Below are 25475 nucleotides of genomic sequence, written 5' to 3'. Positions count from 1 at the left end.
GAGACAGCTCACGCGCTGCGTCGTCCTGACGTGGCCATGTCTTATTAGAAGGGAAACCATGATGAGCAACGTCGTTCTTGTGACCGGAGCATTAACCGGGATTGGTCGAGCCGCCTGCTTCGCATTCGCCCGCAACGGTTATCTCGCCCAATAACCCCCCATACGAGGCTGGCCGGATGACACCGATAGTCGCCCTCGTTCTTACACGCTTCATACAAACCAATGGCTTCAGGAGGCAACATGAAACACGTCGTGAAAGCAGTGCCGGCGATGATCGCCCTATCGGTCGGGTCCGCAATGGCCGCAGGCAATCCAATACCGGAACATCAAACCCAAGCCTTTCTGAATGCGCTGGCGGCGGGTGGCGGCAAGCCGCTCGAGCAATTGAGTCCAACAGAAGCCCGCGCGGTGCTGACGGGCGCGCAAAACTCGGTAAAGGTTGATCTATCGGGCGTTGAGGTGAGTGACAAGACCATTACCGCCAATGGCAAGACGATCAAGCTGACGGTGGTTCGGCCTGAAAAAGCCAAAGGCGAGCTTCCTGTCTTTATGTTCTTTCATGGTGGCGGCTGGGTCCTGGGGGATTATCCCACCCATGCGCGCCTGATCCGCGACCTTGTCGTCTCCTCCGGTGCGGTCGCGGTGTACGTCGATTACACACCATCCCCTGAGGCCCATTATCCCACCGCCATTAACCAGGCTTACGCGGCCACCAAGTGGGTGGCGGAAAACGGCAAACAGATCAACGTGGATGGCAAGCGCCTGGCGGTGGCCGGTAACAGTGTCGGCGGCAACATGGCCGCTGTCGTGAGCCTGATGGCTAAAGAAAAAGCCACTCCGAAAATTCGATTTCAGCTGCTCCTCTGGCCGGTCACGGACTCCAACTTCGAGACGGACACCTACAAGCAGTTCGCTGAAGGCCACTTCCTGACCAGGAACATGATGACCTGGTTCTGGGACAGTTACACAACCGACCTGAAAGCCAGGACGGAAATTCATGCCTCCCCGCTCAAGGCCAGCATCGATCAGTTAAAAGGACTTCCACCTGCCCTCGTACAGACTGCGGGGCTGGACGTGTTGCGCGATGAAGGCGAAGCCTACGCGCAGAAGCTGGACGCGGCCGGGGTCAATGTCACGGCGGTTCGCTACAACGGCATGATCCATGACTATGGCCTGCTGAACCCGTTGAGCCAGGTACCGGAAGTCAAGGCGGCCATGAGGCAGGCGGGCACAGAACTCAAGGCTCACCTTAACTAAGCAAGCCTTGCGCATGCCGTTCACCCGGCCGGGTCCGGCATGCATCACATTGCACACCCGCCTTACGCTCCCGGGCTCGAAAGGCCCGGGTCAGACGGGACAAAAAAGGCACTCGCCATGACCAACCTGACGCACAAACGCGCCACCGTTAACGGTGTTCGACTCAACTACGTGGTTGCCGGGAAAGGCCCCGTGGTCCTCTGTATGCACGGCTGGCCACAAAATCATCGAGAGTTCATGCCGGTCATCGACAGGCTCGCAGAACATTACACGTTCATCGCCCCCGACCTCCGCGGCTTCGCCGACAGCGATAAGCCGTATCAAGGTTACGACCCCATCAATATCGCTAAAGACATGCTCGGTCTGCTGGAGGTTGAACAGGCTCATACATTCCACATCCTCAGCCATGACCTGGGAGGTCCGCCTTCGGTTGCCCTGGCCTACCTGGCGGCTGAACGCGCTTTGTCGTTGGCCACTATCGAAACACCTTTTTTTGGCCTGGATTTTCCAGGTTATGTCGATCCGCGGGTGCCCTACTGGCATCTGAGCATGCACATGAACATGGACATCAGCCGTGCCCTTATTGAAGGTCGGGAGGATATGTACCTGCGGCACTTCTTCAGAGATTTTGCCTACAACCCGACGGCAATGCCCGAGAAAGACATCGACTATTACGTCATGCAGATGCGCCAACCGGGCAACCTGCGTGCCAGCCTGAATCACTATGGCTCTATCCCGCAAATGGCGGAGCAGACCGCGCAACTGACCAAGGGGAAGCTAAAGATCCCAGTGTTGGCCTGGGGTGGCGAAGTGTCATTTGGCGACCATTGTTTTACCTCGGCAAAACACATCGCGCTGTCGGCAAAAGGTGGTGTCATCGCGCAGTGCGGACATTGGGTATTTGAGGAAAAGCCTGAATTCATCAGTGCTGAACTCCACCAGTTCTGGCGTGGCGTCGCCATTTGATCGCCTGTTCCGCCGCTTGTGGGAAAGCACGAATGCACCAGACTCCGGGAGGGCCACATCGTGACACTTGAATGGCTGTGCGCCCTCCTCGGGGCGATATTAATCGCCGATATTATTGGTTGGTGGGTTGTTCCCCGAAGGCTGCAGGGGTTGCGCGTGGGCATTAATATTTGTCTCTACGCCTGTTACAGCGCTGCCATCTTTCTGTCCGGCAACTCCCCCTTGCAACCCGTGCGCGATCCTGACTCTGGTTCCTGGCAGTTGGCTGCAACACTGCTGGTACTCGTCTGGTGGTTTTTAAGCGCGCGGATGCTGACGGAGTTGCTCGGCGCAATCCTGATATCCAGAACTGAGGGAGGCGGTCGCTTGCTCAGGGAAGTGCTCGGCGCTCTGATTTTTCTGGTCGCCACCGTCGCAGCGGCAGCCTACGTACTGGAACTTCCCGTCAAAGGATTGCTCGCCACTTCTGGCGCGTTGGCCATTATCGTCGGCCTGGCTTTGCAAAGCACACTCAGCGATGTATTCAGCGGGATTGTCCTGAATGCCACTCGCCCTTATCAAGTGGGCGACTGGATTCAAATCGATGGCATGGAAGGCAGGGTCACCGACATCGATTGGCGCGCCACACTGTTGCTGACCTCGCAAGGCAGCACCGTCGTCATACCCAATTCGGTGGCGGCGAAAACCAAAATACAAAACATGAGCAGGCCCCAAGATCAACACGGGGTGACGATATGCCTGCACCTGCCTCTGCGATTTCGACCCGAACGCGTCCAGGAAATACTCGAGCAGGCGCTGCTGGGTTATTCAGCGCTACTGCCAGTTCCTGCGCCCAAGGTCATCCTCAAAAACATAACGGAAGGCTTATTGGAGTATGAGGTCATCGGTTTTGTCGGCACGCCTGCCGAAAAAATTGCAGCACGTAATCGCCTTTACGACATTGCTTACAGGCATCTACGCGCATCCGGCGTTGATATCGCCAATTCCGCTGAAATCCCGGTGGCCGGTATCACTCGCTTTGTGCTGGACGACGTGCGCATTTTCGCAAGTTTCACTTCAGAGGATAAAGACCGTCTTGCCATGAACCTGCTATCAACCTGGCTGGCAACTGGCGACTTTGTGTTGAAAGCCAACGCAATCAGCGAATACTTGTTGGTTATCGGCAGTGGAGTGGTGTCCGTCCAGTTGAACGATGGAGCCCATTGGGTCGAAGTCGCGCGGATGGGGCCAGGGGAAGTACTAGGCGAAGAAGGCGTCATGGATAACAAGCCAAACGGCGCGCAATTCATTGCGCTTTCCGCCGTGAAAGTACTTCAACTGCATCGGGATGAAGTACGTCGGTGTATGGGTGAAAGGTCGCAATTACGCACGTCCCTCACCCGCCTCCAAATGCTCCGCCAGCAACATGCCCGCTCCATTCTTATGCAGAAAGCGCCGACGGCGGTACCTGGAGGGTTTCTGAAATGGCTAAGGCACCACTGACCGGCTTCAAGCCTGAAAATCCATAACTCCGGGCAAACAACTGCTTTCAAATCGTCAGCAGCATCACGCCTGAACTTTAACGCACCAAGAGATCGACATGATAAAACACGCATCCTGGCCGCTACTCACGGAGCTGCCCAAAAACACCATCACTCCGACTGAATATAACTACGAGCAATTGGAACGTAACGATATTGACCTTCTATGCGCGCTTATCAAATCGTGGTATCCGGACATCAGTGTCGGATCTGGCAAAAAGTATATTGACCCACGATTCTATGAGGCGAAGGTTTACTTTTCGGGTGAAGAGACGAAGGACGTTATCGTCTACATCGGTCGACACGGCGAGGAAATTGTCTGCGCCTTGTGCCTGGAAGTGGATCGAGACGCGCTGACGCTCCATAGCCGCTATGGTGTGTGCGCTCCGGCGCAACGGGGCACGGGCGCTACTCTTTTTGCGGCTTATATTGTGGATGCCCTGGCTCAAGCGATGGGTATCGCAATGGCTTTTTCATACGTCACGATGAAGTCGAAAGCCATGCAACAGTTCACTGAGCGTGCGGGGTTCGAGCCTGTAGGTATCCTTCGATTTTCCGATGTCGAACTGGATGAAAACGGCGAGGTCCGACACGTAACTGAAGCGATTTACGCCAAATATTTCAAAGAAGCCATAACACTTCAGAGCGTGTCTGAAACCAATATGACACTCAAGTTAAAACGGCTCTGGGATGTGCTCTATGCCTGAGTGCACTCAGGCTATTTTGTCTCCCACAGGGGCCCCCCACTTCGATCTGATTCATTGAAAGGTACCTTTATGCAAAAACCTGAAAACGACCAGCCAGTGAAAGTGGACACGCTTTCGTGGGGCCATGGCCCTCACCTGTTTGAAGTTTTTCTTGAGCCCACCTGCCCCTATTCCGTCAAGGCGTTCCTCAAATTCGATGCGCTCCTCGCAGAGGCCGGCGAAGACCGGATCACGTTGATCATTCGCCTGCAGTCCCAGCCCTGGCATATGTTTTCAGGCGTCATCATCCGGTGCATCCTTGCCGCGGCGACGCTTGAGGGCGGCAAAAAAAATGCCAAGGGCGTCATGGCCGCTGTCGCAGCGCACCGGAGGGAATTCGAATTCGACAATCACGCTGAAGGCCCCAATCTGGACGTAACGCCCAGAGACATCATTGAGCGCCTCGAGCGTTATAGTGGCGTCAAACTGGCAGAGGCTTTCGCAACTCCAACCCTGGATCAGGCCATCAAATGGCAGTCCAAGTATGCTCGACAGAACGGCGTCCACGTTTCGCCCACGTTCATGATCAACGGGATTATCCGGCCGAACATGAGCAGTGGTGACCCGGTGTCCTCCTGGATCGAGCAACTCAACTGAGCGCTACGCTGTCGTACGTCCTTAGGGATTATTACCCGCCGATTCGACTATCACATCCCAAGGGGCCGGTACCGGGAACACTTCTTGTAGGAAGTCTACAAATACCTTCACGTTTGGATTGCCTCTGCGGCTTTCGGGCCAGAGAGCGGTGATGACGAATCTGTCTACCGCATATTCGGGAAACACCGGTACCAACTCACCCCTCAGCACATAAGGCGCGGCAACATAAGTCGGAGAGATACCAATACCGCCGCCTGCGGCGAGCGTCATCGCGACCGCGTCGCTCACATCAATGGTCATGGTGGCGTCGGGAGTGATCTCGACAACGCGCTCCCCCACCTGGAAGGGCCAGCGTAGCGCCTGTCCCGAACTCTGATAACGGAAATTGATGCAATCATGATTGACCAGATCATCGATGTTGCGCGGTTTGCCCTTTCTGGCGAGATAGCCGGGCGATGCGAAGGTGCAAATTCGGTGTGGGCCGAGAGGCTTGGAAACCAGCCTGGAGTCAGCCAGGTTGCCGACCCTGATGGCGACATCTATCCCCTGCTCGATAATGTCGGCGAATTGATCGCCAAGCCGCAAGTCCACCGCCAGTTTCGGGTAACGCTCACGGAATGCCGGGAGCGCAGGAGCAAGAATGTTGACGCCGATGGGAAGCGGTGCGGTTACTTTCAGAGTGCCTGACGGCTCGCCTCTCGACGCTACCGCAGTCTGCTCAATGTCCTCGATTTCCCGGATCACCCGCAATGCACGCTCGTACAGTTCACGTCCCTCGGGAGTCAGGGTCAGCGAGCGGGTGGTGCGACTGAAGAGGCGCAGACCTAAATGCTCTTCCAGGCGCTGAACGCTTTTGCTGACGGCCGAGGGTGACACGGAGAGATCCCGTGCAGCGGCTGTATAGCTGCCCAGCGAGGCCGTGCGAGCAAACGCAATAAGGCCTGTCAGGCGGTCCAATCCAATTTGTGCTTTCATGGAATAATAGTAACCACCTGAACCCCTATTATCAACTTTGAAGGTTACCCCATAGGCTGTCCTCGCAGCATCAATTCGATGCCCTAGAGGAGCCAACAGCGATGATCGATATTTCCAACCCAGGCCATAGCAACGTACGCCCACCCCCCCTTCTGGGTCAAACCGTGGTAGTCGTGGGCGGCACATCGGGAATCGGCCTTTCAACTGCAATTCAGGCCAAGGCGTCTGGTGCAAAGGTCTTCGTGATCGGCTCCAATCCGGACCGGGCACAGCAAGCCGCCAATACCCACGAGCTGGATGGCTGGCGTGCCGCTGATGTCACTAAGCCCGAACAAATCGAGGCCGCTCTGGCCGATATCCCAAAGGTTGATCACCTGGTGCTGCTGGCCGGTACGTTCGTCGCCAGCAAAGTGCTCGAAGCGGATGTGGCGTATTTGCAACGCGCTTTCGACGAGCGAATCTGGGCCTCGGTATATGCCTTGAGAGCGCTTGGTAATCGCCTTGCCAAAGACGGCTCCGTCACCTTTATTTCCGGTGCGCTCGCAGATAGACCCAATGCGCACGGCACGGCGGTGCTCGCCGCTGCATCAGCTGCCATGGAGGCATTCGCCCGCGGCCTGGCCCTCGAATTGGCGCCTATTCGGGTCAACACCCTGTCTCCAGGCCCTATCGATACGCCGATCCTCGCGAAAGCCATGGGCGATGCGCGCGATGGCTTTGTCGCTGCACTGGAGAAAACCTTGCCTCTGCACCGTCTGGGCACTGCCGACGAAGCGGCCGCGGCAGTGGTTTTCCTGATGAGCAACGGTTTCATGAACGGCGCCACGATCAACGTCGATGGCGGCGCACGCCTGGTTTAAACCTGACAATTTCGTCAACACAAAGGAGATCCACATGGCCACACTGTTCGAGTCTCTGCGTCTGGGCGCCATGACATTACCCAACCGCATCATCATGGCCCCAATGACTCGGGCCAGGGGAACGCAGAACCACGTCCCTACCCCCATCATGGTTGACTACTATGCTCAACGTGCGACGGCGGGGCTTATCATCAGCGAGGCGATCGGCATCAGCCAGCAAGGCTTGGGATGGGCCTATGCAACCGGTATCTGGTCCGCTGAGCAAATTGCCGGCTGGCGATTGATTACCGACGCCGTGCACGCTGGCGGTGGTCGAATAATCGCTCAACTGTGGCACATGGGCCGGGTGGTACATCCCAGCTTCCTTGATGGCGCACAGCCCATAGGTCCCTCGGTGACGACAGCACCTGGACTGGCCCATACCTACGCTGGGAAACAACCCTACTCCCAGGCTCGAGCGCTGCCGCTCGAGGAGATCCCGCAACTGATTGCCGATTTCGCCCAGGCAGGCAGGAATGCATTGCTGGCGGGGTTTGATGGCGTCCAGATTCACGCCGCCAACGGATACCTGATCGATCAGTTTTTACGCGACAGCGGCAACTTTCGAACCGACGCCTATGGAGGCTCAATTGAGAACAGGGTCAGGCTGCTCAAGGAAGTGACGCAAGCGGTCGCGGGAGTCGTTGGAGCAGATCGGACGGGTGTTCGGTTAACCCCCAGCAGTCATGACCAGGGCGTGAGGGACAGTAATCCTGTGCCTTTATTTACCCACGCCGCTGACGTGTTATCCGAGATCGGTGTCGCCCATCTCGAGCTTCGCGAGCCGCCGGCTGATGGGAGTTTTGGCGTCTCGGAATACCCTCCAAGCGCAGCCATTATTCGTAATGCCTTCAAAGGCACGCTTATCCTTAACTCAGATTACGATTCGGCTCGGGCCGAGGCCGTTGTGGAAGCGGGTATTGCCGATGCCGTGGCGTTCGGACGTCCATTTATCGCCAATCCCCAGCTGCCAGAGGTACTTCGCCGTCGCTTGCCATTGAGGCAGGAGGATCGTTCGACGTGGTTCAGCCAAGGGAAGGAAGGCTACACCGACTATCCCGGGCTTTCTGTCCAGCCAGGTTGAAGCAGCCAGGTGTTGGCACAATAACGTCTGCCGCACGCCTAGGCGTGCGTCACTAACAGCGATTCACACTTATCTTTCAAGTACGCGTAAAGCAAACGAATCGCCGGGGTAAACTGTTTCCTGTGCGGGCAAACGAAACTCAAAGGGTAAAGCTCACCTGGAACCTCAGGTAGTAATACTTCCAAGTGACCGGCACTGACATCTTCACACACGTCCATCCATGATTTGTACAAAATGCCCTCTCCCGCGATGGCGCATCGTCGAATGACGTCTGCGTCATCGCTTAGAACAGGGCCGTTTACAATAACGAAGTCGCTCTCCGGCAACTTGGGAAATATCCATCTGTCGTAGAGTTTTCCATTCATATGGAAACGAAGACACGCATGAGTCTTAAGATCTTCCACGGACTTGGGCCGCCCGTGCAGCGCTATATAAGCCGGCGATGCAGCCAGTACACGGCGATTGCCAGGCACTAAAGGCAAAGAGATAAAGTCGGCATTTTGTACCGTGCCATACCTGACGGCTACGTCTATCGGATCGCGAAAGATGTCCGAGACGCTATCGGACAACATCACCCGAAGCACCAGACCCGGGTTGTCTCGTCGAAAATCGATCAGCCAGGGAAGCAACACATTTCTCCCGAAATCTGAGGCACTGGCGATCTGCAAGACGCCATGGAGTTTACGATCGTCCTGTTGTAACCCGGCTCGCCCCTCACTGAGCGTATTCAAAACCTCCCGAGCGTAAGGCAGATAACGTTCGCCTTCGGCTGTCAGGCGCAGACTTCGTGTTGATCTCGCAAACAGGCGCGTATCAAGTTCACACTCCAAGCGCTTGATAGCGGCGCTGATTTGAGCAGGAAAGAGATCCATTTCCCTGGCCACGACGGAGAAACTGTCAACGGTTGCCACACGTACAAAAATGGCTAGGTCATTAAATCTGATCATTACTGCGCTCTCTTAATATGAAACCCATAGACATTTAGTTAAAAGTCCATATAAGACGGCAGAACAAAAATAGGCATTCCACGTGCGGCATAATTTTTTGATCATTCCCCTGAATCAATTCATGTGCATTAACCGCATACCCGAGGCTGCGTACTAAGTCGTCACAGCCTGAACGCGCATTCCACCTCTGGACGCCAAGCGCTTTGCAGGGTTGATCAACAGTGGTCGAGCGCTAATTGAAGAATAACTCTCATCCTTCAGCCACATGCTTAGGCGTCTAAATTAGGGGTTTCGGGGAGCCAGGGAAATGCGATCAGATGGAATTTCAGACATGCCGCGGTGGCACAAATGGGCTTGGTCACCGGTCCTGCCCGCCGCAGACGGTGTAAGCTATCAATCAGCAATGCCCGCGCCGCGTCAAACGCTTCGGTCAGCGCGGCATTCACCGCTTGTTCGACCAGGCATTGTGTTTACAGAATCGCTCCGTGTCGCATCCGCACCTCTTGAGCCACGCCCGCAACTATCGTCTCAGCACTCTCCACCCCATCAACACGCAACACCGGCGCCTTCTGCCGGATACCCAAGCCTCGTGCCAAACTCGATTGCGTCCTGAAAAGTCGGGATGGTCGTGCGTCGGCATCCAGAAAAATCATCGACATTGACATGCCGTACACCGAGCAGCGTTGCGAGGTTTTGCCCCAGCGTAGTGACGCCCGCACACGAGGCACCTGTGATGCACATCCGCATTTTTTCCTCCATGAATATGAGCCGATTTTGAGGTCGGCGAGATATCGCATACCTCGCCTCATCGCCGCCCCCAACGTTCGCAAAACCCTCAAAGCATCCGTTCGATGGCAGAATCCCCTCAACTTGATCGTTTTGGAGACCAGCATGCTTCGTGTATTTGAACGAAGACTCGACCCCTTCCCGCCTGACGAAGTGCCACCGCCGCCCGCGGGCCTGGCCCGGTTCCTATGGGCCTGCACGCGCGGCGCTCGCGGTTACATCCTGGCGCTGGCGCTGTTGAGTGCCGGTGTATCGATCTACGAAGCGTGGCTGTTTTCGTTTCTGGGGCAAATCGTCGACCTGCTCTCGACCTGGCAGGCCGGCGGTGAAGCGGCGGCGCAGGAAAGCCGCGTGTTGTGGGGCATGGGCATTGTCATGGTGACCAGCGTCGGGCTGGTGGCGTTGCGCACGATGTTGCAGCACCAGGTATTGGCGATCAACTTGCCGTTGCGGCTGCGCTGGGATTTCCATCGCCTGATGCTGCGACAAAGCCTCTCGTTTTTTTCCGATGAATTCTCCGGCCGCGTCACCACCAAAGTCATGCAGACTGCGCTGGCCGTGCGCGACGTGCTGTTCACAATGATCGAGATCCTGCCGGGGATCGGCGTGTATTTCATCGCGATCATCGCGCTGGCCGGCGGCTTCGCGCTGAAGCTGATCCTGCCCTTCATGGCCTGGTTCGTGTTGTTCGGCTTGGCCATGTGGTATTTCGTGCCGCGTCTGGGCAAAGTCGGCCAGGAGCAGGCCAACGCACGGTCGATGATGACCGGGCGAATTTCGGACGCTTACACCAACATCACCACGGTGAAACTGTTTTCCCACTCCAATCGCGAAGCGCATTTCGCGCGTGCGGCGATGGAGGATTTCAAGCAAACCGGTTTCCGCCAGATGCGCCTGGTCAGCCAGTTCGAGATCGTCAATCAGGCACTGGTAGTGGCGTTGATCATGTCGGCGGGCGGTTATGCGTTGTGGCTCTGGCATGACGGCGCGGTCGGCGCGGGTGCCGTGGCGGCGATCACTGCGATGGCGTTGCGGATCAATGGCATGTCGAACTGGATCATGTGGCAAATGACTTCGCTGTTCGAAAGCATCGGCACCGCCCAGGATGGCATGGCGACGCTGACCCTCGGCACCAAAGTGCAGGACGCGCCGGATGCGGGCGCGCTGCAAACCACCGGCGGCGCGGTGACTTTCAACAATGTCAGCTTCAACTACAACGGTGAGCGCCAAGTACTCAGCGGCCTCAACCTGAACATCCGTCCTGGCGAAAAAATCGGCCTGGTCGGACGCTCCGGTGCGGGTAAATCCACGCTGATCAACCTGCTGCTGCGTTTCTATGATGTCGACAGCGGCGAGATTTGCATCGACGGCCAAAACATCGCAAAAGTGACGCAAGACAGCCTGCGCGCCTCAATCGGCATGGTCACGCAGGATACATCCCTGCTGCACCGTTCGATCCGCGACAACATTGCCTATGGCCGACCCGACGCGACCGACGAACAAATCCGCAGCGCCGCCGCCAATGCGCAGGCCGACGAGTTCATCAGCCAACTCAGCGACCGCCAAGGTCATAGCGGCTACGACACCTTGGTCGGTGAGCGCGGCATCAAGTTGTCGGGCGGCCAACGCCAGCGCGTGGCAATTGCCCGGGTCATGCTCAAAAACGCCCCGATCCTGCTGCTCGACGAAGCCACCAGCGCGCTGGACTCGGAAGTCGAAGTCGCAATCCAGGAAAGCCTCGATGAGATGATGCAAGGCAAAACCGTAATCGCCATCGCCCATCGACTGTCGACGATTGCCGCCATGGACCGGCTCATCGTGATGGATGACGGGCGCATTATCGAACAGGGAACCCACAGTGAACTGCTGGCAAAGAATGGCGTTTATGCGCGGCTTTGGCAGCACCAGAGCGGTGGTTTTCTGGGCGAGGACAAAGGTGTGATTGACGCGTTGGATCAGGTGTGAACGGTGGAGTGCGGCGAGCGATGCCGTCCACTGAGCATCGATCCAGTTAGAAAACTGCTCCTTCGATATGGTGGACCTTCGGTTCTTCAGAAAAATAGTCCTCCAGGCCCAGCATGAACATCTGATGGTCATCACTCGCCTCGAAGCCCGGCGAGTGATCTTCAAGTGAAGCCCAGCGCACTATCAGGTTGAAATGCTCGGGGGTTTCGATTCCTTGCGCGAGCAAGTGGCCGCCGTAACCCTTCGCGCGGGTGAGCAACGGCGCGACCTCGGCGAAGGCACTTTTGAATTGTTCAATGCGTTCTTTGTGTACGGGAAGCAGAGCAATTTCATAAATCATGGCATTTCCTCTGATACGACTTAGACGGCTGAAAATAGGCGCTCAGGAAATAAGCGATGGCTCAACTGCAATCGCAATTTTGCCTTGAAGGCCGTTCTCTGGACTTTCCAACCGAGCATGGGCCAGGCCGATATCGGCCAGCGAATAGACCGCGCCAACGTGTGGGCGCAACTGACCGCGAGCCACCAACGTGCTCAGCTCATCAAGCTTGCCGCGGTTTTGTCGGGTGAAGACGAAGTGATAACTGGCGTTCTTGCCCCAGGCCTGAACGAAGTTTTGCGGCTGCGCGATGTCGACAATCGAGACCACGCGGCCCAGTTGAGCCAGCGCATCCGGGCTGCGCGACAGGGTGTCGCCGCCTATGGTGTCGAACACCACATCCACGCCTTGGCCGCCGGTTTCGCGCAGGATGGCGTCGACGTAATCTTCCTTTTTGTAGTCGATGAGCACATCGGCACCCATGCTACGGGCGAACTCAAAGTTTGCTTCGCGCACGGTGGTGAAGACCCGCGCGCCAATGGCTTTTGCGACTTGGATCGCTACATGACCCACGCCTCCCGCGCCGCCGTGTATCAGAATGCTTTCCCCTACCCTGAGCGCCGCTCGCACGGTCAGTGCTTCCCATACCGTACCGCCAACCAGAGTCAGACTTGCCGCCTCGAGATGGCTCAGCGATGGCGGTTTGTGGCCGATGATGCTTTCGGCCGCAACGTGGTACTCGGCATAACTGCCTGGCCCGCCGAATATTTGCGGGGTGTACCAGACTTCGTCCCCCGGAGCGAAGCCCGTCACCCCCGGCCCGACTTCTTCGACAACGCCCGAAACGTCATGTCCGGTAATCGCCGGCAGTGGCACCAGGTCAGCGTAATCGCCGCGCCGAACCTGAAAATCCAAGGGGTTGATGGAGGTTGCGTGTACCCGCACCAAAACCTGTCCCACACCCGGCACTGGCTTGGGTACGTCGCAGAGTTCGAACGATTCCGGGCCGCCAAATGATTTGAGTAGCATCGCTTTCATTTTGAAATCCTCGTATCGACAAAAAGGAATATCGAGATATCTCGATATGACGCGGTAAAAAATCACAGATCTTTCCCGATCAACTCGGCAAGGGCACTGATAGTTGCTTCATTGCGTTTGTAGTACGTCCACTGGCCGATGCGCCTGACTTCGACCAGGCCCACTCGTTGCAGGGTTGCCAGATAACCCGACACCGTAGACTGCGACAGCCCGATACCCTCCTGGATACTGCTGACGCAGACACCCACCGTGAAAACGTCACCCTCATCCTGCGCAGGGAAATTGTTCACGGGGTCCTTCAAGCCTTTCAGGATTTGAAGGCGTACCGGATTTGAGAGTGCTTTGAATATTTCGAGTAAGTCCATAGCTCGGATGATATCGAGATTTAGCGATATATCAATACCCGATTTCCCTTCGCGACCGACGGCTCACATTCTGCTGAACAGACCTCTCCAGTTGCTGCGAGAGGAGATGAAGACTCGCAATGGCTGTGGTCAGACATCGATCAGCCAGCTCTTCATCCCCCACTCAGATCACCCGGCGCTGGTCGGCACTGGCGCGTTGAGCAACTGCTGCTCCCACAGATACGCAATACCGCTACCGGCAGCATGCTGCAACAGCACATCGGTCAGCGCACCGGCGGTTTCTTCCCGAGCCCAGTCACGTTGCCACTCTGCAGCGAGAGCGAGCCAAGTCATCATGTTGGCACCCGCCGCAATCATGCGCTGGATCGCCACTTGATGGGCCTCGACCGAAACCGCGCCGGATGCGTCAGTGATCACCGTTACATCCCAACCTTCGCCGAGTGCCTGGATCACCGGCATGGCGACGCAGACTTCGGTCCACAGACCCGCGATAACCAGTTGCTTGCGGCCCGTCGCTTTTACGGCGTCCACCACCTTCTGGTCTTCCCAGGTGTTGATCAGCGTCCGATCAATCACCTCTTGGCCGGGAAAAACATCGAGGATTTGCGGAAAGATGAAACCGCCCCGCTCGGCGATCACGCTGATCAAGATGGTAGGCACGTTGAACGCCTTGGCTGACTTCGCCAACGCCGTCGCATTGTTGACCACCATTTGCGGCTCATGGCTGTTCAGATTAGTGAGCTGGAAAGGCTGGTGGTCGATCAGAACGAGTACCGAATCTTCAGGACGAAGAAGCGATGTAAGGCCGTTACGAAAAGTCATTAGTAGATCCCGTGTTGTCGTTATGAATTGGATTGGTAATGAGCGGCATACGCCAGCGCCGACGCTGCCTGCGAACAACACTGTGCTGTTTCGATGCTTAATCCGGTAGTGTTGCCAAGTGTTTGGCTGTGTCGCGAAATGAGGAACACCGTTTGGATATCGAAGAGCTTCAGACATTCGTAGAGGTTGCTGACGCAGGAGGCGTTTCGCCTGCCGCAGCCCGGCTGGGCGTGTCCAAGTCAATCGTCAGTCGCAGGCTGGCGCGATTGGAAGCGCAGCTTGGCGTGCAGTTGCTGACACGCTCGACTCGCGGTGCGGCGCTGACTGAGGCCGGCGCGACCTTTCGCGACTATGCAGCGAGGGTCTGCTCAGAAATGGAGTCAGCCAGAGAAGCGATCCTGCCTGCCGGAGCGCTGCAGGGTCGTTTACGAGTGGCCGCGCCGCTTTCTTTTGGCCCGACTCACTTCGCCCCCGTACTGGCGGAAATGGCTGTGCGACACCCGCAACTTCAGATCCAGACCTGCTACAGCGACCGCTTCGTTGACCTCATCGCCGAAGGTTACGACTGCGCAATCCGCGTCGGCTACCTTCAGGATTCCAACCTGATCGCAAGACGCATCGGCCCGATCAACGGCAAGCTGGTCGCGAGTCCGGGCTATATCAAGGCTTATGGTTCACCCGAGAAACCTGAGGAGATAGCCGCCCATCAAGCTCTGATGCAAAGCACCGAAGCTTGGCAATTCATGGATGGCGACAAGATCGTCGCCATTCGCCCGCAAGGACGCTTCAAGGCTGACAACGGCATCGCGCTAGTCGCCGCCGCAGTCGCAGGACTCGGGGTCGCGTACTTGCCCGATTGCCTCACGTATGACAGCGTGGCATCCGGCGCACTGGTGCCGATCATGACGCGGTATCCACCACCGCCAGCGGGTGCTTACTTAGTCCGCCCGGCCGGTCAGCATCCTGCGCAGAAGATCCGGATCTTTGCGGAATTGTTGATCGAGTATTTCGGGAAATCTCCGTATTTTGCGGGAGATGTTGCTGTTTGATTGGGTGGGGTGTTTGAGTGCGTGGTTTCGGCCAGGAGCTGCCTGCTGTGCTGAGCGCTTGTTGTTGACCGAGATAGGCATTGACGTAAAATCGCCACCCCAAAAAATCAACTTGCATAGCGAGAAGGAGCTTCGATGCAACGGGTGATGATAGTTGGTCAACCTGGGGCGGGCAAAAGCACTTTGGCGCGTGAGCTTGGCCAGCGCACGGGGCTACCGGTTGTTCATATCGACACTATCCACTGGCAGCCAGGGTGGATCGAAAGAAGCCGGGACGAGAAGACGCAGCTTTGTCTCGAAGTAGAGGCACGAGATTGCTGGATATTCGAAGGTGGCCATTCAGCCACGTGGGATAACCGGCTGGCACGCGCAGATCTGTTGATTTGGATTGACCGATCTGCAACGCTTCGATTCATGCGCGTACTGCGCAGAACGCTGCTCCAACGTGGTCAGTCTCGGCCTGACCTGCCGCAGAACTGCCCCGAACTGCTGGCCAACCTGCCGGAGTTTTTTAGATTCATGTGGCGGACGAAAAAAACAGCGCGAGCAAAGATGAAGCAACTTGTGGCAACAGCGCCATCAGATTGCCGCGTTGTTCGCCTGCGGTCTAATCGGGATACCGAAACTTTTCTCGCGAGCATTGGAAGTTCGACCGTCCAGGCCCCGCGAGATTGAACGACGGTTGATTGACTCAAAAAACGCAAAAAAGGAGACAGATTTATTATCTTAAAAATAAATCTGTCCCTGAGAAATCCCCACAAATCTACTCCAGTCTCTGAGCTTGTCGGTGCACTTCATCGCGCAGCAGTAGCTCCATATCCGCCAATTTCGAGCAGGACAATCCGGTGGTGGAGCATCTCAAGTATTCGAGGCCAAGACGGCAGAGTGAGAGCACCGGTTTATGCCTGATGCTGTTGCTCTGGAAGTGACGTGACCGCCCTGTCGTTTGAGCCTGAAGACCGGCCAAGCAGGCAAAGATCAGAAGCGGCATTGATCGTATTTCAGCGCATTTAAGGGCTTGTCTGGAGGTTCCTAGGCATCCTAGCGGGAAATAGCTATGCTTTATTATCCAACTTCTGGAATATTATAATGGATATCTCGATTAAAACTTATCAGGCGGGTACTCCCGCAAAAGTCTCTGCGCAAGAGATCGTTCGCTCGGAGACGTCTGCTGATTCTTCTTCGGATAACCTCTCCTCAGGTACAGAGAAAACTGTTTCAATATCCAGCTCTGCACGGGCACTTTATATTCTAAGCAGCTCTAGCGAACGACAAGTATCTATGTCAGAAAGCGATTTGAAAGAAATGCATGAAAAAGGGCAAAAGGATATTTATAATTTCGGGCACCGCATTGCTGGCGGGAATTACAACAAGGAAGACATGCTCCCCAAAACGGATGACCCTGACCGTTTGGCGTTAGGCCAGAAGTCACTGGATTACTCCATCGGCCTCTCTCAAGTCCCACCTAAAAATCTTCCTAATCCGTTTGAGGGCATGGCGCGAAACGGCCTAAGCGCGATTGTTTATGATGACACGGGAACCTATACCGATGCCGAGCGCTATGCCGCTTATGGGGAGCTTAACAAACAGGACGAAGCATACTTCTCAAAGCTGTACGCCAAAATAACGAATGGACGCGACAATAGTGAAGTATTCAAAGGCATCATGGACTATTTCGATGATCTGCCTGCTGTTGAGAGGTCGGCCTACCCTGATGGCTTCAGGAATAGTATCGAAAGACTTTATCAAGAACAGAGAGAGCAATCGGGATCGCTCGTTCTCATCAATAAATCGACCGAGGAGTATTCAGAGAAGAGCTTCAGCAAGGGACAATCGTCGGAGAAGATGTTGCAGGCAGTCCTAGAAAAAGCTGTTGATCTCTCCACGGCGCATTGGTCAGTGAATAAGCGCGACTAGATGACTTGGCCGGATGCATACCCTGGCTAGAATCAAACATTACCGATGCCGAGGTTCCAACCATGACCCTAGCCCAAATCCTTCTGTTTCTCCCCGCAGCAGCAATCGTTGCCATCTCACCAGGCGCCAACAACCTGCTTGCATTCGCAAATGGCAGCAGGCGGGGTTTGCTGCCTACAGTGGTCGCCCTGTTAGGTCGGTGTATGGCCTTTGTATTGATGATCGCGATGGTGATTGTCGGTTTGGGAGCATTGCTAGAGGCGTCTGAACCTGCTTTCCAGATTCTTAAATGGGCCGGTGTTCTTTATCTTGTCTATCTCGGCGTAAAAATGATGATAGGTCGTGATTGTAACGAAGATGGGGCTTCGGGCTTAATCCAGCCTTTCGATGCCTACTCCTTGGCACGCCGGGAGTTTATGACTGCCATGACCAACCCCAAAGCAATCTTGCTCTTCACTGCTTTTGTTCCCCAATTCATTGTTTCTGGTGCTGGCGCCTCCTTCACTGCCCAGTTCATCGTTTTAAGTGCAATCTACATTGCGGTCGAGTTTATCGCCGCTATAGGCTGGGCCCTCGCTGGCAGCATCACTCGATCTCTGCGCCCTTCGGAACGGAAATTGTCGGTTATCCATCGCATAACGGGTGGAATGATGCTCGGGGCAGCCGCCTTGCTGGCTACAGCCAGACGAACTTAAGTGTGTATTTCCGGACGTCACGCTTACTGATTAACTGACTGCCACTCGTGCGAGGCAACTGATTGATGTCACTCCCCCGCTACGTCGGAAAACGAGTGAACTACCGACTTACTTCCATTTCGCTGGGTCAAACTGGGAAGCTAATCGTTGGGAATATTATCAAACGGGGAGATAGCGATAGACCTTTGTTTATCTAACAGTAAATCCTCCTATCCGACCTTTACCGTTTGTCATAACGGCTCCGTGCCTCATTAAACCTCTCTGACTGTTCGATCACCCACGCCCATAGAGGAATCATCTGCACCAATAATCCCATTCCAAGTTCGGTCAGAGCGTATTCGACACGCAAGGGCTTCTCGCCAAAATCGTGACGAGAGATCAGCCCGTCGCGCTCCAGCTGGCGCAACGTGTGAGTGAGCATGCGTTGAGTGACGCCGTGCAATCGGCGGCGTAACTCCGAGTGCCGCATGGGGCTACTCACACCCAGCGCATGCACTACGCCTAGTGACCATCGGTTACCGGAATGACTGAGAATATCGCGCTTGAGACCATCCTCGTCCTCGCTAAGTGCGCGACAGGCATCCTGTGAAAGACGCACGATTTCCTGAGCGTCCAGACCGCTCGGTATCACCACCGGCATGTTCACCAGCTTTCTATTCGATCCAGCTTTCGGGGTCGTTGACCTGACCGCCGGGCAGGTCAATGCGTTGGGCAGCTTTGAAACTATGGTTACGGTGACAACACCGGAAGACATAGGCACGCTCACCGCAGCCATTGTCCTGCACAGCCCGCGCCTTATTAATCAGGTCGTATACACCGCTGGTGACACTCTTACCTACGGCGCTTTGGCTGATTTGGTTGAGCACATCATCGAACGGAAAGTCGAGCGCCGAGAGCTTAGCGTGCAGCAGTTGCTAGCAGACCTTGCAGAAAAACCTGACGATAATTTACGAAAATACCGGGCAGTTTTTGCTATGGGCTGTGGTGTGGCGTGGGATGTAGCGAGGACATTCAACGCAATACATGGATTACCAGTGACCAGCGCAGAACAATGGGCGCAATCAAATCTGCGTCGTAGTTAAGGTTGGCAGACGCGCGTTGAGTAGCTGAAGACGAGTCAACACATCCCTCAAAGTAAACGTACCTTGCTCAGATCGAGCAGGCGGCCACCAATACAAGCGACTTGGCCGTACGGGCTTGTATGTATCCGAGCTGTGCCTGGGCACGATGACGCTCGGAGGTAATGCTAACGCGGGTATGTGGGCCGCAATCGGCGCGGTTGGACAGGGCGAAGCCAACAGGTTGATCGTCCAAGCTCTGGCGCAAGGGATCAACTTCATAGACACCGCCGATATTTATTCTTTCGGTCAGTCGGAGCGCATCCTGGGTGATGGATTCACCTGTCACCCAGTGCGAATGCCGCGATGCCAGAAACACGGCGAGGGGTGCGATATCTTCCGGCTCACCGAAGCGACCCAGCGGAGTGCCCGCGATGAGCTTTTCACCAAATTCACCGGCAAAATTTCCGTCAGGTGCCGTACTCGATCCGGATCGTGACACCCTGGATAAGCCTTAGGGTACTTATTGGATGTGCTGCCATTTCTTAAAAACAAATTCGAGGCTGTACCCATCCGGGTCCAGCACATTGGCCGCGTAGTAGTCGGGATCGTAATGCAAGCGTGCCCCAGGCGGGCCGTTGTCGACCGCCCCCTGATGCAGCGCAGCGGTATAGGCGGCATCAACTTCAGCCTGGCTGCTTGCGACAAAACCTACATGTACCGCGCACTCTTCCACAACGCCCTCACGCAACCAGAAAAACATCCGGCCGTTGGCACCGAAGCCTTTCAGGTCAGGATGCCCCGGTGGGCCATCCTTGCCGTCGTAGTTCAGGCGCGCGGTGATACCCAACGGGGTCAGGGCAGCTTCGTAGAAACGGATGGACCGTGCGATATCGCTCACGGACAAAAAGATATGATCCAGCATGGCAAAACCCTCGTGATTCAGATGTTGTAGCCGCCGGCTACTTCGAGGGTCTGGGCATTGATCCAGGCGCCCTCCTCTGACAGCAACATGGCGATAACGCGCGCGACGTCTTCCGGCTCGCCGACCCGGCCGAGTGCCGTTTGCGCCGCCAGCTTCGCCTCGAACTCAGCGTTCAGCCCCCCGCCCAATTCGGTACGGATGGCGCCGGGTGATACCGCGTTGGCCCGTATTCGCCGCTCGCCGAATTCTTTGGCCATGTAACGGGTGAGCACCTCGAGCCCGCCCTTGAAGGCAGCATAGGGCGCTACGCCAGCAGTGGCGACGCGGGTAGTGGCACTGGTCAGGTTGACGATACTGGCATTTTCCGCGAACAGCGGCAGGAGGGTTTGAGTGAGAAAAAACGGCCCTTTGAGGTGCACATTGAACAGGCCATCGAACTGCGTTTCGGTGACAGTTGCCAAGGGATTGAACAGCCCGTACCCGGCATTGTTGACCAGGCCACCCAGCATGTTAGCGTTCCAGGTGTCCTGTAAGGTCAGTACCACTGACTTGCGAAACGCTACGAAGCTGCCAACATCAGACACGTCGAGCTTGAGAGCGACAGCCTTGCCACCGACGCGTTCGATGCGTTCCACGACTGCGCCGGCAGCCTGGGAATCAGCGTTGTAGGTGAGGATGACACCCATACCGCGCCGAGCAATCTGCTCGGCGGCACTGGCACCGATTCCACGGCTGCCGCCGGTAATGACGATGACGCTCATTTGATGTTCCTCTGTGGCTTATAGGTGGCCCCACAGTACTCATCACGATCGCCAGGGTCGTACCCATTTCTACTCGAAACCTGCCTGTTTCTGCTTTTCGCTTGCAGGCGCAGGGTTCTGCCGTCAGCATCCCGACATGGACAATCAACTGAATGAACTCAGGTCGCTCGCGGCCAAGGCTGAAAATCGCCGCACCGAAACGGGCATCCCACGCGTGGCCATGGTCAAGGGCAAGATCCCCGAACACATGCTGGCGGCGGTCTATGACCCGATGATCAACCTGATCCTGCAAGGCAGTAAAAGCATGAGCGTGGGGGATAGGACGCTTCAGTATGACCCTGCGACCTATTTCGTCATGTCCATTGATTTGCCAGCAGTGGGGTCTGTTCATCCAAGCGTATCGGGAGAACCTTACTTGGCAGTCAGCCTCACTCTTGACCCAACTGTATTGTCAACGCTATTTGAAGACTTGCCCAAACCTGTCAGCCGCCCTGAGAACAATCTCGGGTTCTCCGTAGCGCCAGTCACAACCGACCTGATGGATGCCTGGGTGCGAATGTTGCGATTAATGGGCGATCCGGACGCCATCGCAGCCCTGGCCCCGGTTTATGAACGGGAGATCATCTTTCGTGTGCTCCAGGGCCCCCATGGCTGGATGCTGCGGGAAATTGCAGCACCGGATACGGCGATGGCCCGAGTCAACATGGCGATCCAGTGGATCCGCCGTGACTTCGCTGAGCCAATTGGGGTGGAGCGCCTGGCGCAACGAGCATCAATGAGCGTCTCGGCGTTTCATCGCCACTTCAAGGCAGTCACCAACCTGAGTCCTTTGCAATATCAAAAACGGGTTCGCCTGCTCCAGGCTAGAACACTGATGGTGGCCCACGCCAAGAGCGTCATGGCGGCGGCCTTCGAAGTCGGCTATGAAAGTGCGACACAATTCAGCAGGGATTATTCACGGGCATTTGGACTGCCTCCTGCACAAGATGCCGGGAGGATTCTCGGCAAACGAGCGCTATCAGACTAAGGAGCACTACATGAACCGCCAGCAATTGATCGATTACATACTGAAGAAATACCAGACAAAGCCTGATCACCCATGGGAGAAATTCCCCGACTACGCCGTCTTCAGACATTCGGACAATGAGAAATGGTATGCCCTGCTCATGGAAATTCCTGCCGAGAAAATAGGCGTTGATCAAGATGCGCGGGTTGACGTACTCGACTTGAAAGTTGAGCCCGAGTTGGTCGGCTCCTTGAGGAAAAAGCCCGGCATTTACCCGGCTTATCATATGAATAAAGAGCATTGGATTACCGTCCTGCTGAACGGCCCACTCGGCGCGCAAGAAATTCACTCACTGATTGAAGACAGCTTTCAACTCACACGCTGAGAGCGACCCCGCGTGACGCTGTGGCCAAGCTGGGGCTGGGTCGGCAAGTGCACTACCTGCCCGCCTCCCCCACTGCTGCTGGCTACCTATGCTCAAAGGGGCGGGCCGGTTCAACCGCGCCCGTCCCTTGAGCCGATTCACATCCCCCGTCACTCGAACTGCTGACGATTCTCCGGAGTAATCAACTGGAACGGCACCCAGATGATCGGTGTATCCAGCTTTTCGCCACGCGCCAGGCGGACAGCCGCATCAACCGCTCCACTCGCCTGCCCTACAGCATCCTGGAACACACTGACAGCCATCTTTCCATCCGCCATGAGTTTGAGCCCATCCGACGTACCGTCGATGCCCCCTACCCAGTAATCCTTGGCCTGCTTGCCGGCCTTCTCCAAGCCCATGATCGCGCCGATCGCCATTTCGTCGTTATTGGCCGCGACAATCGAAAAATCGACGCCCTGCTTCACCCAGTCCATGACCACCGTGGCGGCCTGGCTACGCTCCCAGTTGGCGACTTTTTTCTGCACGACTTTCATATCCGGGTACTTGGCGACGACTTTTTCCACGTCCTCGGTGCGCATCAATGAGGACGCATTGGCGGGGTCGCCGACCAGAATCACCACGTTGCCCTTGTAGCCGGCCCGGCGTGCCAGCTCTTCCATCTGCAACGTGCCTGACTCCAGTTCATTGGAGCCGACAAACGCAGCGCGCGCGGTGAGCTTTTCGGGCGAGGGATTGCGGTTGACGAAGACCAGGGGGATATTCGCTTCGCTGGCCAACTGCATCATCTGCGGCGTGCTTTTGCCGTCGACCACGGCCACGATGATCGCGTCGACTTTGGAATGGATCAGGTTGCGAAACTGCCGCAGCTGCAATTCGGAATTATCCTGCCCATTCTCCATGAAAATATCGATATCCATCGCCGCCGACTTTTGCTGCACGCCATTGCGCAGCAACGCCTGGAAATTATCGTCGTATTTGGCCATGGCCACGCCCACCAGCGGCGTAGAGGCTTGGGCCAGGCCTGTGGTTAACAGCGCCGACCCCAGGAAACATCTGAACCATGCTTTCATTTTCTAGCTCCCGAGGGTCAAACGCTGAATTGATGAAGCAGTTCACGCTGCACTTTGGCCATGGCCGATAAGCGTTGGCTGCTGCTGGCCGATTGCTCGGCACCTTCGGCCGTCTGCTGCGCCGAATCATTGATCTGGATGACCATCCGGCTGGTTTCCGCCACGGTGGCGCTCTGCTGCTCGGTGGCCGCAGCAATCTGGATGTTCATGTCGCGAATCGTGCCGACCGCCTCGCTCATCGAGTGCAGCAATTCACCGGCTCCCGAGGCCAGCGTCACGCATTGGCCCGACTGCACCTGGCTCTCGTTCATCACCTGGACCACGGAATGAATTTTTTCCTGCATCCGTCCGATCATTTCCTGGATTTCGCTGGTAGAGGTCTGGGTACGACTTGCCAGGGAGCGCACTTCATCAGCGACGACGGCAAACCCTCGGCCTTGTTCGCCCGCACGCGCGGCCTCGATAGCCGCGTTGAGTGCGAGCAAGTTGGTCTGTTCGGCGATGGTACGAATGGCAACCACAATGCCTTCGATATTGTGGCCGTACTTCTGCAGTTCGTCGGTAACCTCGGTGGCTTTGTTTACCTGCTCGGCCTGAAGGCGAATGTTGACGATGGTCTCGGCCACACGCTCCTGCACTTGATCGGTGAGGTCACTGGTGTCGTCCACCGCCTTGCGGGTGTCTTGCGCGCGCCGTGCGACTTCTTCCACGGTACTTTCCATCTCAGTCATGGCCGAGGCCGCCGACTGCAACCTGTCTTTTTGCTCATCCACTACGCGAGTGGTCTGCTCGCTGCTCAAGGCATTGTTGTCCGCCGTGGTCGCCAGGGCATCGGCGGAGCTGATCAGCTCACGGAAGGTTTTGCGCAGCGCAATGGTCAGTTCATTCAGGTAGCCCCCCAGCTCCCCGAACTCGTCCTTGCGCGAGACATCGAAACTGACGCGCATATCGCCGGCCGTCAGTTGCTTGAGCACCTCGCGAAACGCCGCCAGGGGACGACGCAGGCTGAAGGCGACCCAAATGCCGATCAGTACGGCGGCCAGCACCGCCAGTACACAGGCGATCAACACCAGGCTGCGGCTGGTGCCGATGGTGGCGTTGGCATCGTCCCGGGCGTGATTGGCGACCTCAAGGGCCTGGCTGCCAAATTCGCCAATCTTGCCCAGGGTGGATTGCAGGGCGACTTCTACCGCAGTGCGTTGCTGCACAACCTGCGCACTCAATTTTGCCTCGGCGAGGTAGGCATGGAACACGCCGTCGGCGCCGGTCAGATCGGTGAGTAGACGATTGACCATCACGGCGGCAATCCGCCCGCCTCTGGGGTCAACGGCCAACAGCGCCTGAAGGCGCGTGCTGATGACCTCGTCCTGCAGGTTCAGCACGCGTTGCAAGGTGTCGATGGCTGGCGTCGCCGCATGCGCGGCCAGCCCGTCATAGGATTTGTTGACTTCCAACAGCAGTTTTTCAGCCGCCGCCACCTGTTGTGCGTCGCCGGCACTGCGGGCCCGAGCAATGTAATCGCGCAGGTAACCCGCCAACTGCGAACCCTGGGCGCTGCTGTAACCTTGCAGCACTCGCGTCAACGCGAGTTGCTGCACATGCTCACGGTGCGAGGCCATCAGGGTTTGCGCCTGGTCGGCGTAGGCCGTCACTAACTGGCGCTGCTGGGCGAGGCCAGCCTTCAACTCGTCGCGGTCGACCACATAGACCGCCGTGCTGTCGAGCAAGCGATTGAACTGGGTAATGCTGTCGGTGAACGCTTGCTTGCCGGCGTCGATCTGTTTGACATCGGCGCTGATCAGCATGGCCAGCAACGCCTGGTTGGCGCGCAGGATATGCACGTACAACTCACTGGCCGCGCGACTCAATGGTGCCGATTGGCTTGTGATGATGCCCAGACGCTCGCTTATAGAATGCGTGCTTTGATAGCTGACCCCTGCCATGGTCAGCAGCAACAGCACAAGCACCGCAAAGCCCCCGATAACCCGCTGTAAAATGGTCATGGCTAACCCCGTTAGGTTTTTATTGTTGTGGAGCTGGTTTGAAGCGTCGGCGTACTTCGAGGGAGACTGCTCGGAGCGCTAAGGACTGGATCGGCCGCGCAGCCAGGAACTTGAAAGGAGAAAGCGACTGGCGCAGGTTTTAAGATCGACTCAGCGCGAATAAACCGCTGCAATACGGGAGTGATGACCGAGGCGCACTCCCGACAGCCTGCCGGGCGCGCCTCGCGTCAGCACTGTTCACGCACCAACAGTGCTTGGACAGCTTGTACTGAATCAACACACGCCAATCTCCAGGCACGCTACCTATCCATTTGAAATAC

Annotated in this window: 25 protein-coding genes and 6 pseudogenes; 16 read left to right on the top strand and 15 right to left on the bottom strand. The window is 56.5% G+C overall.

Annotation, left to right across the window (positions count from 1 at the left end; translation table 11 throughout):
- Positions 1 to 240: 240 nt before the first annotated feature.
- The 5 genes from C4J89_RS13340 to C4J89_RS13320 all read left to right on the top strand — a co-directional run bounded on the left by C4J89_RS13340 (position 241) and on the right by C4J89_RS13320 (position 5086).
- Positions 241 to 1257, top strand: coding sequence for an alpha/beta hydrolase (locus C4J89_RS13340; RefSeq protein WP_124362804.1), 1017 nt, complete (start codon positions 241 to 243; stop codon positions 1255 to 1257).
- Between the two features lie 117 nt (positions 1258 to 1374).
- Complete coding sequence (locus C4J89_RS13335) at positions 1375 to 2223, top strand: alpha/beta fold hydrolase (RefSeq protein ID WP_164484538.1); 849 nt, start codon at positions 1375 to 1377, stop codon at positions 2221 to 2223.
- 60 nt (positions 2224 to 2283) lie between these two features.
- Entirely contained in the window at positions 2284 to 3705 is a 1422-nt protein-coding gene (locus C4J89_RS13330) for a mechanosensitive ion channel family protein (protein ID WP_256681800.1), read from the top strand.
- Between the two features lie 97 nt (positions 3706 to 3802).
- Positions 3803 to 4450, top strand: coding sequence for a hypothetical protein (locus C4J89_RS13325; RefSeq protein ID WP_124414670.1), 648 nt, complete (start codon positions 3803 to 3805; stop codon positions 4448 to 4450).
- Between the two features lie 69 nt (positions 4451 to 4519).
- Positions 4520 to 5086, top strand: a complete 567-nt coding sequence (locus C4J89_RS13320; protein WP_164487533.1) for a thioredoxin domain-containing protein — start codon at positions 4520 to 4522, stop codon at positions 5084 to 5086.
- A gap of 21 nt (positions 5087 to 5107) precedes the next feature.
- On the opposite strand, the gene C4J89_RS13315 is transcribed toward C4J89_RS13320, so the two are convergent.
- Positions 5108 to 6061, bottom strand: a complete 954-nt coding sequence (locus C4J89_RS13315) for a LysR family transcriptional regulator (RefSeq protein WP_124414669.1) — start codon at positions 6059 to 6061, stop codon at positions 5108 to 5110.
- A 101-nt stretch (positions 6062 to 6162) separates the two neighbouring features.
- Here C4J89_RS13315 and C4J89_RS13310 point away from each other — a divergent pair, with 101 nt between their 5' ends.
- A complete protein-coding gene (locus C4J89_RS13310; RefSeq protein WP_124414668.1) occupies positions 6163 to 6921 on the top strand; it encodes an SDR family oxidoreductase in 759 nt (252 codons plus the stop codon).
- Positions 6922 to 6955: 34 nt separating this feature from the next.
- A complete protein-coding gene (locus C4J89_RS13305) occupies positions 6956 to 8044 on the top strand; it encodes an alkene reductase (protein ID WP_124414667.1) in 1089 nt (362 codons plus the stop codon).
- A 38-nt stretch (positions 8045 to 8082) separates the two neighbouring features.
- On the opposite strand, the gene C4J89_RS13300 is transcribed toward C4J89_RS13305, so the two are convergent.
- The 3 genes and pseudogenes from C4J89_RS13300 to C4J89_RS27175 form a co-directional block, all read right to left on the bottom strand.
- Complete coding sequence (locus tag C4J89_RS13300) at positions 8083 to 8991, bottom strand: LysR family transcriptional regulator (RefSeq protein ID WP_124414666.1); 909 nt, start codon at positions 8989 to 8991, stop codon at positions 8083 to 8085.
- Between the two features lie 269 nt (positions 8992 to 9260).
- Positions 9261 to 9458, bottom strand: a pseudogene (locus tag C4J89_RS27455) (hypothetical protein); the annotation flags it as partial.
- Between the two features lie 3 nt (positions 9459 to 9461).
- Positions 9462 to 9738, bottom strand: a pseudogene (locus tag C4J89_RS27175) (hypothetical protein).
- A gap of 144 nt (positions 9739 to 9882) precedes the next feature.
- Between C4J89_RS27175 and C4J89_RS13285 the strand changes: the two are divergent.
- Positions 9883 to 11742, top strand: coding sequence for an ABC transporter ATP-binding protein (locus C4J89_RS13285; RefSeq protein ID WP_124414665.1), 1860 nt, complete (start codon positions 9883 to 9885; stop codon positions 11740 to 11742).
- A 46-nt stretch (positions 11743 to 11788) separates the two neighbouring features.
- Here C4J89_RS13285 and C4J89_RS13280 read toward each other — a convergent pair whose 3' ends face one another.
- The 4 genes from C4J89_RS13280 to C4J89_RS13265 all read right to left on the bottom strand — a co-directional run bounded on the left by C4J89_RS13280 (position 11789) and on the right by C4J89_RS13265 (position 14286).
- Complete coding sequence (locus C4J89_RS13280; RefSeq protein WP_124404142.1) at positions 11789 to 12082, bottom strand: antibiotic biosynthesis monooxygenase; 294 nt, start codon at positions 12080 to 12082, stop codon at positions 11789 to 11791.
- Between the two features lie 42 nt (positions 12083 to 12124).
- Entirely contained in the window at positions 12125 to 13099 is a 975-nt protein-coding gene (locus tag C4J89_RS13275) for a zinc-dependent alcohol dehydrogenase family protein (RefSeq protein WP_124416022.1), read from the bottom strand.
- Between the two features lie 62 nt (positions 13100 to 13161).
- Positions 13162 to 13464: a helix-turn-helix transcriptional regulator gene (locus C4J89_RS13270; RefSeq protein ID WP_101209484.1), complete on the bottom strand. Its 303-nt coding sequence runs from the start codon at positions 13462 to 13464 to the stop codon at positions 13162 to 13164.
- Between the two features lie 168 nt (positions 13465 to 13632).
- Positions 13633 to 14286, bottom strand: a complete 654-nt coding sequence (locus C4J89_RS13265) for a hydrolase (RefSeq protein ID WP_124414664.1) — start codon at positions 14284 to 14286, stop codon at positions 13633 to 13635.
- 152 nt (positions 14287 to 14438) lie between these two features.
- Here C4J89_RS13265 and C4J89_RS13260 point away from each other — a divergent pair, with 152 nt between their 5' ends.
- The 4 genes from C4J89_RS13260 to C4J89_RS13245 all read left to right on the top strand — a co-directional run bounded on the left by C4J89_RS13260 (position 14439) and on the right by C4J89_RS13245 (position 17947).
- On the top strand, positions 14439 to 15335 hold the full coding sequence (locus C4J89_RS13260) for a LysR family transcriptional regulator (protein WP_124414663.1): 897 nt from the start codon (positions 14439 to 14441) through the stop codon (positions 15333 to 15335).
- 135 nt (positions 15336 to 15470) lie between these two features.
- Positions 15471 to 16010, top strand: a complete 540-nt coding sequence (locus C4J89_RS13255; protein ID WP_124414662.1) for an AAA family ATPase — start codon at positions 15471 to 15473, stop codon at positions 16008 to 16010.
- 414 nt (positions 16011 to 16424) lie between these two features.
- On the top strand, positions 16425 to 17252 hold the full coding sequence (locus C4J89_RS13250) for a hypothetical protein (protein WP_256681799.1): 828 nt from the start codon (positions 16425 to 16427) through the stop codon (positions 17250 to 17252).
- 62 nt (positions 17253 to 17314) lie between these two features.
- Positions 17315 to 17947 (top strand): LysE family translocator, encoded by a 633-nt coding sequence (locus C4J89_RS13245; protein ID WP_124414661.1) that lies wholly within the window; start codon positions 17315 to 17317, stop codon positions 17945 to 17947.
- A 220-nt stretch (positions 17948 to 18167) separates the two neighbouring features.
- Here the strand turns inward: C4J89_RS13245 and C4J89_RS13240 are convergent, their stop codons facing one another.
- Positions 18168 to 18587: a helix-turn-helix domain-containing protein gene (locus C4J89_RS13240; protein ID WP_124416020.1), complete on the bottom strand. Its 420-nt coding sequence runs from the start codon at positions 18585 to 18587 to the stop codon at positions 18168 to 18170.
- Between C4J89_RS13240 and C4J89_RS13235 the strand changes: the two are divergent.
- Positions 18574 to 19029: pseudogene (locus tag C4J89_RS13235) on the top strand (aromatic alcohol reductase); the annotation flags it as partial. The gene C4J89_RS13240 and the pseudogene C4J89_RS13235 sit on opposite strands and share 14 nt — an antisense overlap.
- A 145-nt stretch (positions 19030 to 19174) precedes the next feature.
- Positions 19175 to 19279 (top strand): annotated as a pseudogene (locus tag C4J89_RS27165) (hypothetical protein); the annotation flags it as partial.
- Between the two features lie 108 nt (positions 19280 to 19387).
- On the opposite strand, the pseudogene C4J89_RS13225 reads toward C4J89_RS27165, so the two are convergent.
- The 3 genes and pseudogenes from C4J89_RS13225 to C4J89_RS13215 form a co-directional block, all read right to left on the bottom strand.
- Positions 19388 to 19507: pseudogene (locus tag C4J89_RS13225) on the bottom strand (hypothetical protein); the annotation flags it as partial.
- Between the two features lie 21 nt (positions 19508 to 19528).
- Entirely contained in the window at positions 19529 to 19930 is a 402-nt protein-coding gene (locus C4J89_RS13220) for a VOC family protein (protein ID WP_124414660.1), read from the bottom strand.
- A 17-nt stretch (positions 19931 to 19947) separates the two neighbouring features.
- Positions 19948 to 20691: an SDR family NAD(P)-dependent oxidoreductase gene (locus tag C4J89_RS13215; RefSeq protein ID WP_124362789.1), complete on the bottom strand. Its 744-nt coding sequence runs from the start codon at positions 20689 to 20691 to the stop codon at positions 19948 to 19950.
- A gap of 136 nt (positions 20692 to 20827) precedes the next feature.
- Here C4J89_RS13215 and C4J89_RS13210 point away from each other — a divergent pair, with 136 nt between their 5' ends.
- Both C4J89_RS13210 and C4J89_RS13205 read left to right on the top strand, forming a co-directional pair.
- Positions 20828 to 21718, top strand: a complete 891-nt coding sequence (locus tag C4J89_RS13210; protein ID WP_124362788.1) for an AraC family transcriptional regulator — start codon at positions 20828 to 20830, stop codon at positions 21716 to 21718.
- Between the two features lie 10 nt (positions 21719 to 21728).
- Entirely contained in the window at positions 21729 to 22082 is a 354-nt protein-coding gene (locus C4J89_RS13205; RefSeq protein WP_124362787.1) for an MmcQ/YjbR family DNA-binding protein, read from the top strand.
- A gap of 149 nt (positions 22083 to 22231) precedes the next feature.
- Here C4J89_RS13205 and C4J89_RS13200 read toward each other — a convergent pair whose 3' ends face one another.
- From C4J89_RS13200 to C4J89_RS27445, 3 genes and pseudogenes are all read right to left on the bottom strand, one after another.
- Positions 22232 to 23152: a substrate-binding domain-containing protein gene (locus tag C4J89_RS13200; RefSeq protein WP_124414659.1), complete on the bottom strand. Its 921-nt coding sequence runs from the start codon at positions 23150 to 23152 to the stop codon at positions 22232 to 22234.
- A 17-nt stretch (positions 23153 to 23169) separates the two neighbouring features.
- A complete protein-coding gene (locus C4J89_RS27450; RefSeq protein ID WP_372238985.1) occupies positions 23170 to 23874 on the bottom strand; it encodes a methyl-accepting chemotaxis protein in 705 nt (234 codons plus the stop codon).
- A gap of 201 nt (positions 23875 to 24075) precedes the next feature.
- Positions 24076 to 24447: pseudogene (locus C4J89_RS27445) on the bottom strand (methyl-accepting chemotaxis protein); the annotation flags it as partial.
- Between the last annotated feature and the right edge of the window lie 1028 nt (positions 24448 to 25475).

Source organism: Pseudomonas sp. R4-35-07 (genome assembly GCF_003852235.1).
Lineage (GTDB): Bacteria > Pseudomonadota > Gammaproteobacteria > Pseudomonadales > Pseudomonadaceae > Aquipseudomonas.
This window is presented reverse-complemented; position numbering and strand designations above follow the sequence as displayed.